12 protein-coding genes are annotated in these 17,292 nt (G+C 48.7%); all 12 read right to left on the reverse strand.

Going from position 1 to position 17,292, the window contains the following annotated elements:
- On the reverse strand, positions 1–626 hold a 626-nt coding region (locus Q672_RS27235; RefSeq protein ID WP_031226582.1), incomplete at its 3' end, for a hypothetical protein.
- Positions 627–628: 2 nt separating this feature from the next.
- Positions 629–1,477: a hypothetical protein gene (locus tag Q672_RS27240; RefSeq protein ID WP_022985656.1), complete on the reverse strand. Its 849-nt coding sequence runs from the start codon at positions 1,475–1,477 to the stop codon at positions 629–631.
- 10 nt (positions 1,478–1,487) lie between these two features.
- Positions 1,488–5,777 carry a hypothetical protein gene (locus tag Q672_RS27245; RefSeq protein ID WP_200866014.1) on the reverse strand — a complete coding sequence of 1,430 codons (4,290 nt, stop codon included), beginning with the start codon at positions 5,775–5,777 and terminating at the stop codon, positions 1,488–1,490.
- 8 nt (positions 5,778–5,785) lie between these two features.
- Positions 5,786–7,105: a hypothetical protein gene (locus Q672_RS27250; RefSeq protein ID WP_022985658.1), complete on the reverse strand. Its 1,320-nt coding sequence runs from the start codon at positions 7,103–7,105 to the stop codon at positions 5,786–5,788.
- Positions 7,106–7,107: 2 nt separating this feature from the next.
- Positions 7,108–8,640, reverse strand: a complete 1,533-nt coding sequence (locus Q672_RS27255; protein ID WP_022985659.1) for a hypothetical protein — start codon at positions 8,638–8,640, stop codon at positions 7,108–7,110.
- On the reverse strand, positions 8,640–10,787 hold the full coding sequence (locus Q672_RS27260; protein WP_031226583.1) for an HsdM family class I SAM-dependent methyltransferase: 2,148 nt from the start codon (positions 10,785–10,787) through the stop codon (positions 8,640–8,642). Before Q672_RS27260 ends, Q672_RS27255 begins: the two co-directional genes overlap by 1 nt.
- 81 nt (positions 10,788–10,868) lie before the next feature.
- A complete protein-coding gene (locus Q672_RS27265) occupies positions 10,869–11,255 on the reverse strand; it encodes a hypothetical protein (RefSeq protein ID WP_022985661.1) in 387 nt (128 codons plus the stop codon).
- Entirely contained in the window at positions 11,252–11,497 is a 246-nt protein-coding gene (locus Q672_RS27270) for a helix-turn-helix domain-containing protein (RefSeq protein ID WP_022985662.1), read from the reverse strand. Before Q672_RS27270 ends, Q672_RS27265 begins: the two co-directional genes overlap by 4 nt.
- A gap of 245 nt (positions 11,498–11,742) precedes the next feature.
- Positions 11,743–12,195, reverse strand: coding sequence for a hypothetical protein (locus tag Q672_RS27275; protein ID WP_031226584.1), 453 nt, complete (start codon positions 12,193–12,195; stop codon positions 11,743–11,745).
- Positions 12,176–14,209, reverse strand: coding sequence for a hypothetical protein (locus Q672_RS27280; protein WP_022985664.1), 2,034 nt, complete (start codon positions 14,207–14,209; stop codon positions 12,176–12,178). Before Q672_RS27280 ends, Q672_RS27275 begins: the two co-directional genes overlap by 20 nt.
- A complete protein-coding gene (locus Q672_RS27285; RefSeq protein WP_022985665.1) occupies positions 14,206–15,936 on the reverse strand; it encodes a hypothetical protein in 1,731 nt (576 codons plus the stop codon). The genes Q672_RS27280 and Q672_RS27285 overlap by 4 nt, the downstream gene beginning before the upstream one ends.
- Entirely contained in the window at positions 15,929–17,194 is a 1,266-nt protein-coding gene (locus Q672_RS0117230; protein ID WP_052017520.1) for a tyrosine-type recombinase/integrase, read from the reverse strand. The genes Q672_RS27285 and Q672_RS0117230 overlap by 8 nt, the downstream gene beginning before the upstream one ends.
- Positions 17,195–17,292 lie beyond the last annotated feature (98 nt).

Raw genomic sequence — 17,292 nt, forward strand, 5'->3', positions numbered from 1 at the left:
GTGGAAACGGGGTAGAACCCCTCAGCCAGAATGCTGGCTAATACCACACCGGTTTTATTCCAGGGAAACAGCTTTGAACGATGGGTTTGCCAGAAATCCTCGATCACTTGTTTGGTTTTGTCGTATTCCTGTTTATGTCGAACGTTGCGCTCCAGAGGCGCCATATCTCTTGCTAAAAACAGAGGCGTATCCATTAAAATCAAATCGCAAGGCTCATGGCTTAGCAGTTGTTTCTCCACAAGTTGATACGCCTGTCGAATTTCAATCAAATCGAGACGCTTACGCTGTGCTTCAAAATCGATATCGTCCAATTCAGAAATAGAATCATTACCTACGGTACTGACCTTGTTATCGTCAATGAGTAAATCGGTTCGTACTGCTGCACTAGCATAGATAAAGCCGCCTAAGGCTTTATCTATGCACGATTTAGTCGCAATACCCGCCACTCGTAAATTTACCACCGTAGGCTTAGGGACGGCCTTAACTAAACCTGCATCACGAAATAGCGGTCCCACTTGCTCAATATCACGGATTTGCTTAAGCAAGCGTCCTGCGCTACCAGGTAAACGAAGCTGGCTATCAATGGCGAGAGATTGCGCTAAGTTCATTGTTTTATGTTCATTCATGTTCATAGCGCTCCTGTATTTAACTGCTCGCTAAGTAGCGACGCGTAAGCCCAGTATTGCGACAATTGAACCGCCGATTTACCGGTTTCAGTCAAATTCGACCCCTTAATAAAGCCGTACTGCTGTAATACTTCGCTACGCTTGTTGATATCAAGGCTATTCAAATCGAACAGTAACTTAACCGTGTCATTGGCAACAATGACATCCAGGCTTATTCCATTGCCAGCGTAGAGCAATAACAAAACAACCAAATCGTATTTGTCGGGCGAATATTCCGCCAATTCAGTTTTTTCTTCAGCAATAGAGTTTGCTACGCCCGCATGGTCAATAAACCAATTTAGCCATCTGACTAAAACCTCTGCATGATCGAGCAAATTTAAAGACCATAAAGGCAAGGTTGTCACAGCAAACAAACCACTATTGCTGTGTTTTCGGAAATAACGGGTATGCACCACATCGCCCGCCATATGCTGTTTGCGATCTGCACTACCAGCAAAACCAACAATGGCTTGGTTTGTTTCGCTCGAAAGAATCGCTGTTAAACCTGACTCTTGAACGCTTAAAGTAGCGGGGGCAATTGTCCAATCCAGTGCTGACGGTAGCTGTTCTAACGTATCTAGTTGCCCCGTTTGGGGGGCAATGATTAAAGCAGCACAGCCAGCTTTCATGGCCCATTGGTGCAAATTTTGGCAAGCGTCATTGTCAATCAGCTCTTCTGCTTGCACCATTAGCAGGCCACTGTCAGGCGGAGCGCTTCGCCAATCCGATTCTAGCGCTTCAGCCCCCGCGATTGTTTGTAAAAACCGACCCTTACGATTACTCGCCAATGCCGATGACAGGTAAAAACTCATCGCATTACCCTCACAACCCCGTAGCAAACGTTAAGCGCATTTTTACTATGCCTTTATCGACCAAGCTTTGTTGCTGTTCAGGTGTTAACTCGGGCTCCAGATTTTGACTTAGCGCCTGATAGACCCGCTGCCACTGCGCCAGTGTTAACCCAGTACCTTGTAAAATGGCATCACCTTGGCTTTGCCAATCTGACAGGGTTTTATCACACACCATCACCAGCTCACTTACCCCTAACTTGGCAACGTCGGTTATTGTTAACTCAGCAGGTAGTGGTTGCTGCTGTGAAGCTAACAGTGGCTTTAATACAGGCAACCAGTTATTTACCTGTTGGATGGCGCTACGTTTTACTTGATTTAAGCGTTCTTCAATCTGAAGCAGTTGGCCTTGTATTGGTGCCACTTGCCCACGAGCCGATTTGAGCAATTCTTCCGGCACATCACGTAACCCAGAGAATTGACCATTGCGTAAGCTGGCTTGCATGCTTTGGCGCTTACTTTCGGCGTCGTTTGGTAAATCCGCTATCGCATCGTCAATCAGTTGTAGTTTCATAACCAGCTTGGGTAGCTCAGTAACATCATCAGCGTGTTCATATTCAACAGTGGCACTACTAAGCAGTTGTTGTAACTGCTTTGCTCGCTGGTTTTGCTCGACTAGGTTATTCACTAACTTCTCAAAGCGCTCTTTGCAATTGCGATAGCTGGCGAGAATGTGACCCTGGATTTCCGCCATTCCCAACTGTTGTTCACTGTGCAGGTTTAAGCCCACCTCCAGCGCTAAAGCCGAAAGCTTATCCTGGGCTTTGCCTAAATCGAGTTTGCGCAGGTAATGCAACAAAGTATCACTACCGGCCTGTTGCTCCTTCTGCCCTGTTGCACTGCTTGAATCATCTTTTAATGCGCCGTCCAGTATATGCCCAATGGTGCGAAGCGTGTTGGTATAGAGGCTTTTCGGAAAATGAGTGAGCGTGGAGCAGTCGGCTTCCACGTCCTTAATTAGATCGGCAAGTCGGTTGTTGATACGCTCAGCGCTGCGCTCGACAAATTCAGCGAATAAACAAGCTTGCTCTACACGCTGATAAAGCGAGGTGCCTTTGTCTTCCAAATCCAAAATGTGCGCATCTTTCAGCGTTGGTTTAGTGCTATTCAGCGGTTTGACTTTAGCAACCAAATTCAACACTTCAGCTCGCTTATGAATAAGCCCAGCCAAAATCTGGGCACCACTGGCGTCGTTGATATCTTCGAGCTGCTCTTCTTCTCGCTTAAGTGCGTTATAGAGTGTTTGTGCTTTTTCCAACTGCTCTTTAGCCTCTACTGTGGCATAGCCCAATTGATTTTTGCCCAGCGGTGCAAAGACTTCATTAATGCGGCCATAACCATATACGCGGCTCATCACTTCCACGTTGGCTTTGTAACTGTCCATGCCATTGCCGCTAAACCAGTTCTGTGCTTCAGTGATGGCGTTTTCTAAACGAGAACGTGGGTAACTTTCCCAAATGGCTTGTTTTTCAATTGGATTGGTTAAGGTGAGTAAATTCAGCTCACCACACCACCACATCCAGTCGCTAAACACGCCTTTAGCGGTAATACTGGTTTCCGCAACATAGGCAAAATAAAACTGCTGTTTAAAGCCATCGAATTGCCATTTTTGCTGTTTTTTGGGGTGTGCAATGCGGGCTAAAAACAGGGGGATCTTCGCCTGGCTGCGTTGAACATTGTTGAGTTCAGTAAATAAACCCGCATGCTCATCAGGCGTGTAACCCTTGGCCATATAGCTGCCGGGCACTTTGAGTTTATCCAGCAAGCTGCTGAGTTCATCCACCGGCACACCATGTTGTTGCTGTAAATCCAACACACCATTAAGTTCAGGATGGGCAATAGCCAGCTGATACCAGCCTTTGAATAACAAATCGCGATCATTTGTTGATAACTTGCCATCCACTTTCAGTGGCCAAGCAATTAAGCCGCGCTGTTGCAAACGCTGGCGCCATTTGTGGATGGCATCGTTAGCAAAGGTGCTTAGCGCGTGCAGTTTGTTTTTAAACTTAGCAGTAAAGCTTTCGGCATTTAAGGTAACGCCATGTTGCTGGCAGTCTGCTAAGCTCAAACCAATGCGCTCTAACTGGTCGGCTTCACTTGGGTTGACGTAATGCAGCAGTATGGCATCGCGCAATGTGTCGTTGTCATCCAAGCGACTGTACTGCTCCATTAAATGGGCGGATGCCGTGAGCGCTAATACGGGCATGCGGCCATTCTGGCGACTGTATTCAGCGGCAAAGGTGTGTAGATTATGCAGCTCATTCAAGTTGCTCACCCAAGCAAACAGGGCTTTGCCGTCTGGGTGTAACTTAAAACCTTCCAACGTAAATAAGCCACCTTGGCGGCCTTTAGGCTCGGTTAATATGGCCAGCGGCTCGTCACCCGTGCCTGCCTTGTTGTCCAGCAGATTTTCATCGTAACGCCAGTTGTTATCCAGCAAACGGACAAAACCGGTAACACGGGTTATGGCTTTAATAATCGGTTTTTGGCTGCTTTGCTTACCCAACTCAGCCATGGCCTGCTCATGGCCATCGCCCATGCTGGGGTCTTTAAATATCATCGAGTTTTGCTGCGCGCTGCGATAGCGTAAATCCAAGCGCAATAACATCGCCACACTGGGGCCAATGTGGGTAGCCTCAATACTATCTAACTCGGCGGTATCGCCCACCAATTTATGCCACAAGGCATCGGCGGCAAATTCAATGGCGGGGTGGTCGTACAACAAGCTCAGTAAGTATTTGAATTCACCTTTGGACAGCGGCAACAGCACTGCGTTTTTATCGCCACTGGCCGCTTGCTCTTTAATGGAGAAAGTACGCAGGTTATCCAGCAAGGTATCCAAACTGAGCGCTTGATCGACCGCGGGGTAATACCATTCGTCTTTGTCGCGGCGGAATTTGGCTTGCTCTAAGGCTTGGCGACACTGTAAGCGGTCGATGGTGAGCTTACGGTAGTGTGCCGCAATCGGCTCCTGGTCTTCGTTTTTAAGTTTTAGTAATTCAGTGGCTTGGTTTACTTCTGCCAAACGCACAGGTAACTGGCCATATAGCAAACTGCGACACTGACTTAACAATGCTTGGTCGCGGGTTTGAATGCCTTCAATGGCACCTTTATCCAATACGTGCTTGGCTACACGGCCAGAGCCTGCCAACACAGCTTCAAACAAATCGCCCACATCATCGAGACTGCGGCCAGCCTGCTGATATTGGCTTAACACCGCATCCACATTGGCCATCACCACGTTAAACCAACCGAAGTTAGCACCACTCATGGCGTAGGCCGCTTCAACCAAGCCGGCTGGGTAATCAAAGGCCAGTTTGCCCTCTTTTAGCAGACTGGCCACATAGTCGGATACATCGGCAAAGGCGTTATGTTCCAGCTCGACCAATTCAAAACGGCGCGCCACCGACTGAATCTCGCGCAATTGCTGGCCCAACAGTGGCGAGCACAGCGCCACGTAGCGTAACCAAGGCAGTTTACGACGCGGATCTTCTTCTTTAATGGCTTTTCCAATCAATCGAATGGCTTGGCCATCGAGACGCTTGTCTTGCTCATCTTCCAAACCAAAGGTGGCGGCTTCGGCCACGGTTTCTAACTCATCGAGCACCACCAACACATACTGCACACCAAAGCGTTTGAGTACCTCGTAGGCGGCTTGCACCAATTCCACCACCAGGGTTTGGTCGGTATAGAGATCTTCTTCGCTGTGGTTTTTATCCAGCTGGAGTGCACCTGCCAACAGCTCAGCATTAAAGCCATACGGCATTAAACGCTCATAGGCTTGTTTGGCAATTTCACTTTGAATCGAGCCGTCAAAAGCTTGGGTCGCCAATGGCAATAGCGCTTGATACAAACCAAAAGCAAACCAGTTGTCGGAATTTTGATAGTCAGATGCCACTTGGGAATAGCGAATATACAACGCCAGGTATTTGTCTTGCGCTTCGCTATTAAACAGCTGCTGATCGTGCAACTGGCCTTGCTCATCACGCACAAACCAGCCTTTGGAGCAGTCGTTAATTTGCGCCACTAACTCATGCCCTAAACGAGATTTACCTCGCCCCCACTCCGCTTCTACCGCAAACACATGGGCAAAGCGATCGTCGTCATGGTCTACCGTATGCAAAAACGTTTGAAAGCGTTTAAAAAAACGGCTTTGGCCAACCAATGGGTCGCGCGGTGGATAGTCCGATACACCGGTGGCTGCCCAGCGGTGTTGCTTGGCTAGCTTATCGACGACGGCATCATCTAATTCGAAACTCATCATGGAATCCCTTAACTGTGTATTCTGTTAGCCACGCTGGTGCGTTTGTGATTGGCATAGCTTGCTTGCGCCAGTTGCTTGATGGCCTGTTGTAAGTGCTGGCTTTTGTAGCCAAACAGCGGAGCTAACGGCAGGCTATAACAGGCATCACTAAACTCGGGGTGAATGTGGTACTGGCCGGGTTCGCCTCGGCCTGCCTCTAAAAACTGCCAGATTTTTTTGGCCAGTAAATTACCAATCACCGGGCTAAGCCCACGGTTTAAGTGCTGCTTATCTTCTGAGTTATCGGTAAGTGCTGGGTAAAGCGCAATATTCAACTCACCCAGCAATAGCATTAAAAATTCGGCCAGGCTGCCCAAGTTCACTTCATCACCTTCAATGCCTTGCACAACAACATTCACCTGAGTCGGCGCGAATGCGTTTTGCCCGGCGGGCAACGTCAGCAATAAACCGCCGCGCTGCTCGGCGGCCCAGGCATCTTGCACAAAGCTCAGCAGGCTTAATAAAAACCACCAGGGCTGCTGGGCGAAGAGCTGAATGAATGTCTCCTCATCGTTAATAAACCGCGACACCAACAACCAATCGGCATGGGGTTTGAGAAGGAGGTTAACTGGCTGCTTGAGGTTGTATTCACTCAATAAAGACTCAGGCAGTGCCAATAAACGGCCGCTACACCAATTACTGGCAAGCTGTTTCGCGGTGTTATCGATAGGTTGGATTGGCGTCAGCGCTTCGGTTTGTTCACTTAAGGTGTGCAGCGTAAAACAGGCACGCAAAAGTCGGCATAACGCTGGAATAGCAGCGTTATCGTTCAAGCTATGGCCGAGTAAATCGCGCTCTAGCTGCGCCAGTGGCCCGGCGATAAGTTGTGGATTAGCATCAGCGCTTTCCAGCTGCGCCAATACCCACTCACTGGCATTGCCCAGTTGCTGGATAAGTTTAACCAATACCTGTGGGTCACTCATGGCACCCGCTTCACGGCAGCGGGCAGCAGCTAAATTGAGCCAATGGGCACGTACTTCCTTATTTAGACCGAGTAGTGCCAGTTGCCATTCGCCTAATTGGCTCAGTTCGTTGTGTGCATTCAGCAAAGGTGTGCTTAGGCAATAAGCATTGATTTCTCGCTCAAAACCGCTTTCAGCATCGTCGTTAGCAATCGGCTGTAATAACTTGTTAAGCGCAGGTATGGCGCTCAACAACGGTTCAGCTTTATTGGCCTCTAAACCACCACAGGACCAAAGTTGACCAAACAACTGACAAAAGCTGTGTGCTGCCTCATGGGTTAACAGGCTACAGACTGGCGCGTTACCATCCATGTTGCTGGCCACCATAGTTACTCCTCTGCCTCGGCGGCGCTTTCCAGCAATCGGTACAGCTCTTCAATATCACTAAACAGTGGTTCAGCACCTTCAACGGCATAACCTTCGTTGCTGAGCTTACTTAAAATCGCTTGGTCTAAACTGTTGTCGCCATCATCCAAGGCTTGCTGGGCTTCGATAAGTTGTTGTTCAGTGAGCAGGCCTTCGATTAGGGCTTCGACTAGGGTTTTGGCGGAATTAGTGAGATTCATTGAAGCTCTAATAGCAAGTTCGTAGCTATTCAAAAGCTCTAAACATTTCGCTTTTTTATTAAGAACATACTCAGGAATACTTAGAGCGAGTAATTCTTCTTGCCCAATTTGTGGTTGAACCGCGCCATAGCTAATTTTATGAAGCAACACTTTCCCTGCTGCCGAATTCAGGAATACTGCCACAGCAGCTGCGGTTTCTTCATCATTGAATTCTAATCGAATCAAATGACTACTAATTGCACAGCCTTTATCCAATGCGTGCACTTTTACGGCTGTGCCGATTGACCCCGTTCGCACCACTAAAACACAAGACTCATGAATAATTGCCTTTGCTGGCACGTCGACGCTTTTACTGATCTTGGGGGCAGCTTGTGCGTTTAGACGGCCTGACGAAACTTCAGATACGGTAATGTAAGCCATACCACTTTCAATAAATGAACGCTCTTCAAAACCATTAGCAACAGATTTGATTAAGCTTCCCAGCGCCATTCCAGTTTTACGAGCAAAACGGTGAACGGCAATAGCTTTATTACCGTAGTATTTAGGGTCCAACCTATTTGATAAATCGTTTAGTTGTGGACGACTAGTTTTTGTTTCAGCCGTGTTGCAAGCCGATAAGTAGTCATCATTTGATGTAAGCAAACGTTCAATTGAAGATTCCAACCGCTTTGCCCAAGCGCGCAGGTGCTCGGCTTGGCGAACTTTATCCCCGATGTATTTTTGGGCTTTTATATCAGGGTTAAAAATACGGATATCAGGTATAGCATGCAAACTAACGTGACTAAAAATCGCACCGCCACTAAGTCGTTGTAATTGTTTCTGACCATAGGGGCTATTTAGGTAAACTACTAGGTAATCCCTATCAATCTCGGAATTCTTTGCAAGCTTAATATTGATAATATCGGAGACTGAATTCACGTATGCATATGGCGCGCAACAAAGAACAGCTGCAGCGCCGACATTACCACTCTTGTTAATGATGATGTCACCATCTTCTACTCTACACTTTGCCCACTCGATATCGGCCTCTTTCGAAATGTATTTCGCATCATCAATATACGCGTGAAGCCCCTTAACTTGTTTGGTTGATACATAAGGAACTGCGTCTTTAGTATCAGCTTCAACATAGTCTTTGGCGATTGTTCCTGTAATTCCCAACTTTGGCTTCTGGCCTAAAAACTGCGATAGAAATGGTTCACTCGCAACTTTCTTAACGTAGTTGATAATCTCAGGGCTATACGATGGCGCCGCGATAATATCTATTAATTCATCAGGGCTGTATCTTTTAGCAAACATCACTCACCCCGCTTATAAGCCGAAACAATCTTATCCAGATCGTTCGCCACACCGGCGTTATAGTCTTCGATATTGTTTTTCACCACATAACCCAGGGTTTCGGCTACGGCCATAAACACCTCGGTTTGCGGCTCCGGCAAAAATTTTTCCGGTTGATTCGGGTTAGCATGGCGTTTTTGTAAATACAAAATCGAGGTTTTTGCGCCCGTACCCGAGAGCTTAAAGCAGTCGCTGGGTAGAGAAATCACCGCTTTGACGATAGCTTTACCGCCAACAAACTCGCCTGTTTGCTCGTCTTTTTTGCCCATGATGTACTCGCGCACATAACGGTCGCCGGAGTTACATAAAATGCCATCGGGCAGCACGATCATTAAACGGCCACCGGGTTTAAGCAGTTGCAGGCAGCGGTCGATAAACAGCACCGCAGGGTCAATAGTGGCACCCACGGGTTGCCAGTTGCCTTTGCTGTCGGGTTTGCTGCCAAGGGCTAAGCCTTCTGTGCTCGGTTGCATACTGTAAAAGGGTTTTTTATCGGTACCACCGGTTTTGCGTAAATCGGTGCGGTAACCGGCCCATTTTGGGTTGCCGTTTTCATCTAATTCCAAATCGCCGGTATCTTGCCACTTCATTTTTAGGTGGTCGTAATAGGCTTTGTAGCTATCGACCACCTTTTCGGTTGGGCGGAAACCACCAAGCACTTGCTCCATATTGGCTTCGTAGTTCTTTTTCGATTCCTGGCCTTTTTTATCTTTACCAAACTTGGGAGTACCAAAGGGTGGGTTGGTACAAATCAGGTCAAAGCTGTTGGGTTTAAGCGCTTGGGTGGTCAGTGAGTTATCGGTATAGAAAATTTGCGCTTTGGGTGCGTTTTGCAGCGCCATATTGACGCGGGCCAACATCACCATACGCGGTGCGGCGTCGGCACCGGTAAAGGCGCTTTCGCGTAGTTTCTGTTTTAGCTGTTCTTTTTTGTCGTCGGCCAGTACCAGTTTAAAGTCGATCCATTTATCTATTTGGCTTAAGGCCACCGAGCCAAAACCAAAGGAGCCACAAGTCGGATCGCAGAAACGAAAATCGCCATTGGCCAAGCGCGAGCGCATCTCATCATCGTCATCGATGTCGTGCATGGCGATTTCGAGCATGGCTTGTTTTACCGGGTTGGGTGTGAGATACACGCCAAGGCCACCTTTGGATTCGAAGTTAGCGCGCAGAAATACATCAAACACCCGGCCCAATAAATCGCCAGAGACATCGCCCAATGTGCCTTGCTCTTTTAAGGTTTTACCATCGTTGGTTTTAACTGGCCCGAGGTTTTGCATGGCTTCAAGCAAATCCTGATAGTTTTTCGCCACCGATAAGCGCAGGTGTGATTCGGGCGGGAAGATGGCATTGCGCGAGCCATCGTCGGAGATCACCACATAGTCTTCGTGGTTCTTAAACTCTTCAAAGGCAGCTTTGATTTGTGCAACCGCTTTATCGCCGTGTTTTTCCACGTATTGCCAATGGAACACATCACGAAAGCGCATGGTATCCCCTTCCGCGTCTTTAAACGTGAGATTTTCATCATGATGCACGCGGAAGCTTTCCAAAAACAGCAGCTTGGCCACTTCTTCGATAATGTCGTTTTTGTCGTTCACCTTATCTTTGGTGACGCGATAGACGTTTTCATGAAACGCATCGAAACGCTGCATGAGGCGGGTATACACCCGCATGGACCAACGGAAGGTTGGGTCGCGCTCTAAGCGATCAAAACTGCGTAACTCTTCAAGGCTTGGTAGGCTATCAACACCGTGGGTACCGTCGGAGCCATCGGCACCAAACAAGGCTAAAATACGCTGGTTGCTGCCATCGGCCACCACTGCAAATACAGGCCAATCACCCTCAGTGTCGCTTAACAACTGGTAAGCCAATTCATCAAACTTGGCGGTATCGGCCGCGTATTCCCAATGGCCCTCCGCCAGTGCTACGAGCATGACAGGAGGGGTTAGGTTACCTTCTACCAAACCTTGAATAAGCCCTGCTTTGGCAAATTCGTGCTCGGGCAATTCAACCAATGGCTGACTGAACTCGGTATGCTGATTGGCGAGCACACTAAATAGAGCTGGAAGAGGTTGCCGTGAGTCTTGTTTTTTCGCTTCTTTTGCCATGATATCTTCTTAATTCTTCTCAATGTTTCGTAGTGGCGTGCCAGTGGCCGTTACGTGTCTGCGCTTAGTTCATCTATGTGATTAATGAACCAAGACCAGAAAAGGCCCTTTTATGTCTAACTGTGCATGCTGCTGCGCCAATTTGCGTATTTGCTGCTCACTGGTGGTGGTACCTGCCGGGAGCTTTTTTAAAACCTGCCCCAAAGGCATACGGCCGCCGGCTTGTTGTAGCAACGACACCAGGTGAGCCGATATATCCAGGCTGACCTGATATTGCGTCAACGATTGCTCTTTTTGCTGATTATTTTGGGGTAAAGAAGCTAGCCAGAGTGCCACTTGGGTTTGGCTAAAACCGAGTGATTGCCACAGAGCGTTGTGCTCGCCAAAAACAAGAGAGGCGTGCTTTGGCATTGCCTTTAACTGGGCGATTAACTGCTCCAGGCGTTTTTGCTGGGAATCATGGGTCATCTCATGCTCCCTGCTGAGTCAGTCGCGCCACCGGGTTTGATTCCTTCCGTGCGTTCCAGCATGTCACCAATACTGCAATCGAATAAGTCACATAACTTATCTAGCGCTTCAAGGTCCACCTTCTGCGCTGTCTCTTTATAGAGAAGGGTTACCGTAGCGCGGCTAAGGCCGGTTTCCCTGGCGACGTCGGCAATACGCATCTTGTGTTCGCCCATCATGCGAGCGAGATGGCAGCGGATCATGGCTGTGCCTCTAAGTGTCTGGTTTTTTGATTAACACCGAATCCTACCACAGATTTCACATTTGCCTAGCATTTTGCGAGTTGAAATTAAATTATAGGGCCTTGATTCGGAAAGTCAGGCCGAGAGTTGGGGAAATTACGCGGAGTTACGCGCCCTATGCGTAATTACGCAAACCATGCGTAATTGTGCGTAATTGAGGTAACCCTTTAGGCAACTTCAGGGGCTGAGCCGCCCAGCTAGGTATATCAACGCTTGGGCGATGTTGATAGGTGATGGACGTTACTCTGGGGAAGCTGGGCGCGTAGCCGTTGGTTCTCCAAGGTTAGCTCTGAGATGCGAGTCTGGGCGTCCAGCAGTAGGCTGAGGGCGTTATCGCGCTGCGCCTTCAGGGCATGGTTCTGCTCCTGAAGATCCCGGTTTCTTGATCGCTGAGCCAGCATCATCTGCCGTGGGGATTTCTGGGGGGATTCGCCTTTGTGGGTTTCTATCCAGGATTGGATGTCGGCAACCAGCTCTGGGAATCTTGCTCTGCGTAGGGCGGACGGGTCTACCCCTGCTTCTTTGGCGACATTGTTCTGGCTGAGCGGTGTGCCTTTGGGCAGGATGTCAGGCTTGCCTGCCTTGAGGCGCTCGAAGGCTTCGCGAAACTTCAGCTCGGCCTTACTCACTTTTCTTGGTTCAGTTACTTTCGATGACATGGATGGCTCGCTCCGCGGATTCCAGTTGCGCCTGAAGGGATTCGTATAGCGGCGAATCGACCTCAGCCCCCTTTAGTTGCAGGTTTATTGTTGATGTGAGCTGCTGAATTAACGGTAGCTTGGCTTTATCCAACAAGGCTGATGCACAGGGGCTGCTGCTACCAAAACCCATACAGGCGCTGATGTTGCTGATGCCGCCCAGTGGGCACGGTGGCCCTGATTTGGCACAGCCCCCCAGGAAGGTTTGTCGGTAACTGATGCGGCCAGATTTGGCTGCGCTGATCAACTGTTGGTGATCCTTTTCGGAGATCTCCTCTAGCAATTGTTCTTTACGTTTCTGGCCGTGCGGTGACAGGTATTGATCGGATTGCAGATCAGTAAATTCGCGCACCATGGTTTGATACATTTCGCGCAGGTAATAGCCCTTGGCTTCGTCATTCAGCGGCTCTTTCAAGCGGTAGAAGTTTTTACCGTAGTATTGGCTCATGGCTCGGCTGGCATGTTTGAGCTGGTACTGAAGCGAGGCCTCAGTCACTAAGCCACTTGCCAGCATGTTAACTGCACCAGTTCGACGCAATTGATGCCAGGCTATGGGCCAGACTTTACCAATGGCGAATTTTTCTGGATCAAGGCCAAAGGTCATGCGATTCGCCAGCTCGAAATCGGCCTCGGTGATGGTCATCGCATTTGCGTCGAAGAGTTTTGGCCACGTGTGCCAAATGTCGGCATAGGTTCTTTGCTTTTTGTACTTCTTCGTGGAGTTTTTGATACTTCGATTGGAGCTCCAAGGCTCGAACGTAAAGGATTGGAGCAGTGGGTTGCTGATGTCTTGCTCGGAAAGTTGGGTATAGGGGTTGGCAAGCGCTGGAATTAACCGCAGGTGCGCGATCTGAATCATGGCCGCTATCACGGGCTGCACTGTTGGCGATACTATCCAGCGGGCATTGCCGTCCTGTACTGTTTTGGTGGTAACCCCTTTGATTAAGTGGATGTCATCACCAAATTCATCCCGTTCGACCTCGTAACAGTCTGCGCGAAGCTTGGCGCCTTCGTCTATGCGCATTAATGTGAAGTTCAGCGTATAAGCTAGCCCTGCAATGCTCACCAAGTTGAAAAAACTGGAGAGCGTACCTGGTGTGAATTTGTTCTCAGTGTTGCACCATTTATCGAGCAACCAATCAACCTTATAGCGCTCTGCTGTTTCTCGGAACGAGCCATAGTAAACCTTGCCGCAAGCTCTTGCGCCTTTTGGTCTGGCGCCGTTAAACGGCGTGTTGACACCTAACCCGCCAAATGCGTCCGCTAAATTCCCGCCCGCATTGGCGGCTACCGCATCCAGGCAAAACTTGTAGTAGGCTTCAAGGTTCTCTTTGTTGGAAATATAGTCGTCGATGCATTCACGCAGACGGGTGACCTGGTAGCTCCAGATTCGAGTTGGGATATATGCCGTTTGTGCCTCTTCTCTATCAGGCAGACACTGACTCAGAAGCACCAAGCCTTTGGCATCAAGGATGGTAAATCCGAGCACATCTTTTGCGTAATTTAACTCGGTGAGGTAATTAATCAGCCGCTCGCCCTTTGACCCGTAAAAATTGGGTAGCGCTTTAATCACCCTTGGAAAGCGGTACAGGTCAGACGCTAAAATATTGTTATTTGTGCAGGCCACAAATAACGGCTTTAAGGTTTCAAATTTTGCCACTAACGCTCTTGGCGAACGCATGCGAGACACACCCCACAGCCACCATGCTACAACCTGCCTAAGCAAAGCCGCGTTTTCTGGACTAACTCGACTACCCTGGCCAGGCCCATCGCCGAAAAACATGGTTAAGGTGGTGCCAGCCCAAGGGGTCAAATCCCAACGCACATCACCATAACGTGACACCACATTCTGATTTCCATCGATCACCACAGGAAAGTCAGTGGGCGGCGGCCAGCGGTTCGGCTTGAAATTTGGCGCATCTGGCGTGGTAGTCGGTGCATCAATATTCAAGCCCGGCAGTTCAGCAAGGATCATGCAATCACCTCAAGTAGTTTAATGTGACCATCCCAGTGCGGGTGATACCTGCCGGAGCGAACGGCGTCTTTGGCGTCCTGCACCCAGGTTGCCCTGACTGCGCTGCCTGCTGAGATCGCTTCGAGTTTTGCAGTTATCCGCTCGATCACCCGGTAGGCGGGGTGCTCAACGCCCTTTTGGGGTGATTTATAGAGGTCGGTTTCCAGCCGTTTGATCCGAGCGTGCGAGGCGAGCTTCCAGCAATAGTCAGCACTCATAACGTCTCTATGCTTGGTGCAAAACAGACAGCCTTCAGGGCTAATGCAATCAGGCTTTGGTGCTTCATGGGCTATACCTGATATTGGTATCGGGTTGTGCGAACCATCAACACAAATGCCCGGCCCAGGGGGCGCAATCACCGGATCAGTTGCCTTGTGGAATTGAATGATCTCCGCCGAGGCCGACTGGTGGTGTGGCCTTTCGTAGTCTCTAAGCAAGACTTCTTTGTCGTGCGCCATCTGATCGGCAGTGAGTTGAAGATTATGGCTTCGCCTCAGCAGCCAATTCACTCGCGTTTTGCGGATTTCTTGCGGATTAATGAACGGGATTCCCACTTTTTTAAAGAGCGTTTTGGTTGTGTAGAACCTGATTTTTTGCCCTTTAACAGTAATCATGCTCCGACTTTGCTGAGGAAACAGTCGGCTATCAATTTCTGACAGACCGGTTTTATCCAACCATGTTAAATAGCGCTGGAAATGATCCTTGTAGGCCTTATAGCACCTGAATATCGCGTCCCCACTGCGGCGACCTTTGTAGACACGAAATACTTCCAGCTCGCCACCATCTGACTTCCAGCGATAACTATCGCGCTCCATATCGGCAGCTTGCCGCAAGTTCATGCCTGTTTGCGCCAAAAAGATGAGCAATTCAGCTTCTATCCGAAGGTTTATGATTCCGGAACGCTTGTGCCTATCAAATAAACTTTCGTGGTCTTGTAGTGGCTTTCTTGCGTCTTCTGCCTTTCGCCGTAACGTGGCGTCTTTTATGGTGTCGGGATCTAGGTCTGGACTCATGATGCTGCCAAGTAGCGTAATCACTTTTTCATTGGCAAGATTTATGTAGATGGGCAGCGATCCGCGCACGGTTTTTACATCAAGCTTATCGGTAATCGCGGTTAGTGTTCTTCCGAACTCAAAAGTCTGTTGAAGGTTTTGTTTGTCTGCCTCTTTTGATAGAACATTTTTCTTATCAAGTGGTTTTCTTATGCGGGTGCGCAGCACCAAACTTCTTCCTGGTTTACTGCCGGGAAGCTGAATGGCTTTGGCAATAATGTTTGCCATCGTAACCGCTTGCCTGTAAGCAAAAATCTCCGATATTTGTTTGTGAATTACCGAACGATCGATAAGGAACTCGGTCCACTCCTTGTAAATGTCAACTACTGTATCAGGCTGAATGGTATGGCCCTGCTGATCGGCCCAAGCATAAAATCGCCATGTCAGCTCGAAATAGGTCACGATGGCTGATCGGCTCCTTCCCTGGGCTATGAACGCGGTAATTGACTCGTGTAAGGCAATCAGCATAGCCATTCGAGCTTTAATTGGCTTGCCCAGCGACCCAGACATTATTGCCTCTTGCACTCTGTGGCGCGGGATTTCAGCGGCTCCCTGATACATGAGTTCACTCATATCCCAGGGTGTTTGATGGGTTCCTAGTGGGAACGCGGGAAAACCCAGTTTCAGATTATTCATTGGCCTCTCCCGGTACTAGCCCCATAAACAGCTTGGTAAAAGCGTCTGCGGCGTCAGCCATCGCCTTGTTTGATTCAATGAATTTGATGTATTTCAGCGTTGTGCTTTCATCCTTATGCAAGCAGGCTTCTCGGACAAACTGAATGGCATCACCTACAGGCATGAACTTCAGCGAGATTCTCATCAGTTCTGTAGCAAAGGTTGCGCGTGTCCTATGAAAGTGAAATCCACGCATAATTTTTAAGCCGGATCGTTTACCGGCCTGCCGTAAACGTGACATCTCAACATTAATAGCCCGACTTTGATCACTGTTGTACGCATTGCCGTAGCGGGTTAAAAACAATAGGTCTCGATCTTCTTTTCGTGCTATTGCCTGGCGCTTCAGCCGCCTGGTGCTCATCGAATAATTGATCAAGGATTCAAGCAATTCCGCGGGTATAGGCACTGCTCCAGACACACTAAATTTGGTCGCAACCGGCGGCCTGGCTCCAGGACCAATAGCCAATCGTTTCCAACCTGCATTGGGATAGTGAGTTGCATTTTCGAGTGTCTTAACCTTTAAATCAGTGATGGTGCCAAGACGCATGCCAGTGAAAAATCCTAGCCGCAGCATCAATGCGAGTTCCTCACTAGACTCCCTGTCTGCAAGTGCAATAATTTCTTTCATTGCTGACACAGAAACTGGTAGCAAACCATCTTCCAACTGGATTGCACCGGCTACTTTACGATTTGCAATAGCGAGATCTGTACTTGCCACGCGCATGGTGTGCTCAAGACCAAACGCATTAGTGAGTTTAATGCCCACAACACGCTGCTCCCACATTGGCCATTCTGGCGAAATCAATCTTCTGGAATGCATCCACTTGTAGAAGCGAATAACGGCAGCCATTCGCTGCGATGCTGTACTTGGCGCTAGATCGCCATTATTTCGTGCTGATACCAATGCCCCTCTGAAACGCACGAGGCATCGTTCACTTTCTCTTTCCGGGAAATGCCACCAAGTAATGGATTCAGACTCCAGCCACTTTGCATAAGCCAGCAAATGAGACATGTTCGAGTGAACTGTTTTTAAGTCCTTTTTAGAGGATGTCGCTTGCTCCAGCGACCAGATGTTGGCTTCTGCCCAGGTTGTGTTGTCGTCCCAAACAATCTGAGGCAGTCGGGAGATTGGCTTTCGGTTTATATATTCCCAGTCCAGCACATCCTCATTTATTCGTGCATTTTGCGGTCGATAAAAAATGTGTTCCAGACTTGCCACTGTGCTGTCACCAGTTACATACATGTTGATGACAGCATTCTATTTAATTAAAAAAATCGTGGTACTGAGGTTTGAGATAGAGTTGAAAATTAATCAAA

Origin of the sequence: Alcanivorax sp. P2S70 (assembly GCF_000475295.1) — a bacterium.
Classification (GTDB): Bacteria; Pseudomonadota; Gammaproteobacteria; order Pseudomonadales; family Alcanivoracaceae; genus Alcanivorax; species Alcanivorax profundi.

Bases quoted from the DNA above. Each gene is read 5' to 3' on its own strand.
- Q672_RS27260 (WP_031226583.1), bottom strand. From the start codon at position 10,787: ATGGCAAAAGAAGCGAAAAAACAAGACTCACGGCAACCTCTTCCAGCT.
- Q672_RS27250 (WP_022985658.1), bottom strand. From the start codon at position 7,105: ATGGTGGCCAGCAACATGGATGGTAACGCGCCAGTCTGTAGCCTGTTA.
- Q672_RS27275 (WP_031226584.1), bottom strand. From the start codon at position 12,195: ATGTCATCGAAAGTAACTGAACCAAGAAAAGTGAGTAAGGCCGAGCTG.
- Q672_RS27270 (WP_022985662.1), bottom strand. From the start codon at position 11,497: ATGATCCGCTGCCATCTCGCTCGCATGATGGGCGAACACAAGATGCGT.
- Q672_RS27240 (WP_022985656.1), bottom strand. From the start codon at position 1,477: ATGAGTTTTTACCTGTCATCGGCATTGGCGAGTAATCGTAAGGGTCGG.
- Q672_RS27265 (WP_022985661.1), bottom strand. From the start codon at position 11,255: ATGACCCATGATTCCCAGCAAAAACGCCTGGAGCAGTTAATCGCCCAG.
- Q672_RS27285 (WP_022985665.1), bottom strand. From the start codon at position 15,936: ATGAATAATCTGAAACTGGGTTTTCCCGCGTTCCCACTAGGAACCCAT.
- Q672_RS27245 (WP_200866014.1), bottom strand. From the start codon at position 5,777: ATGATGAGTTTCGAATTAGATGATGCCGTCGTCGATAAGCTAGCCAAG.
- Q672_RS27280 (WP_022985664.1), bottom strand. From the start codon at position 14,209: ATGATCCTTGCTGAACTGCCGGGCTTGAATATTGATGCACCGACTACC.
- Q672_RS27255 (WP_022985659.1), bottom strand. From the start codon at position 8,640: ATGTTTGCTAAAAGATACAGCCCTGATGAATTAATAGATATTATCGCG.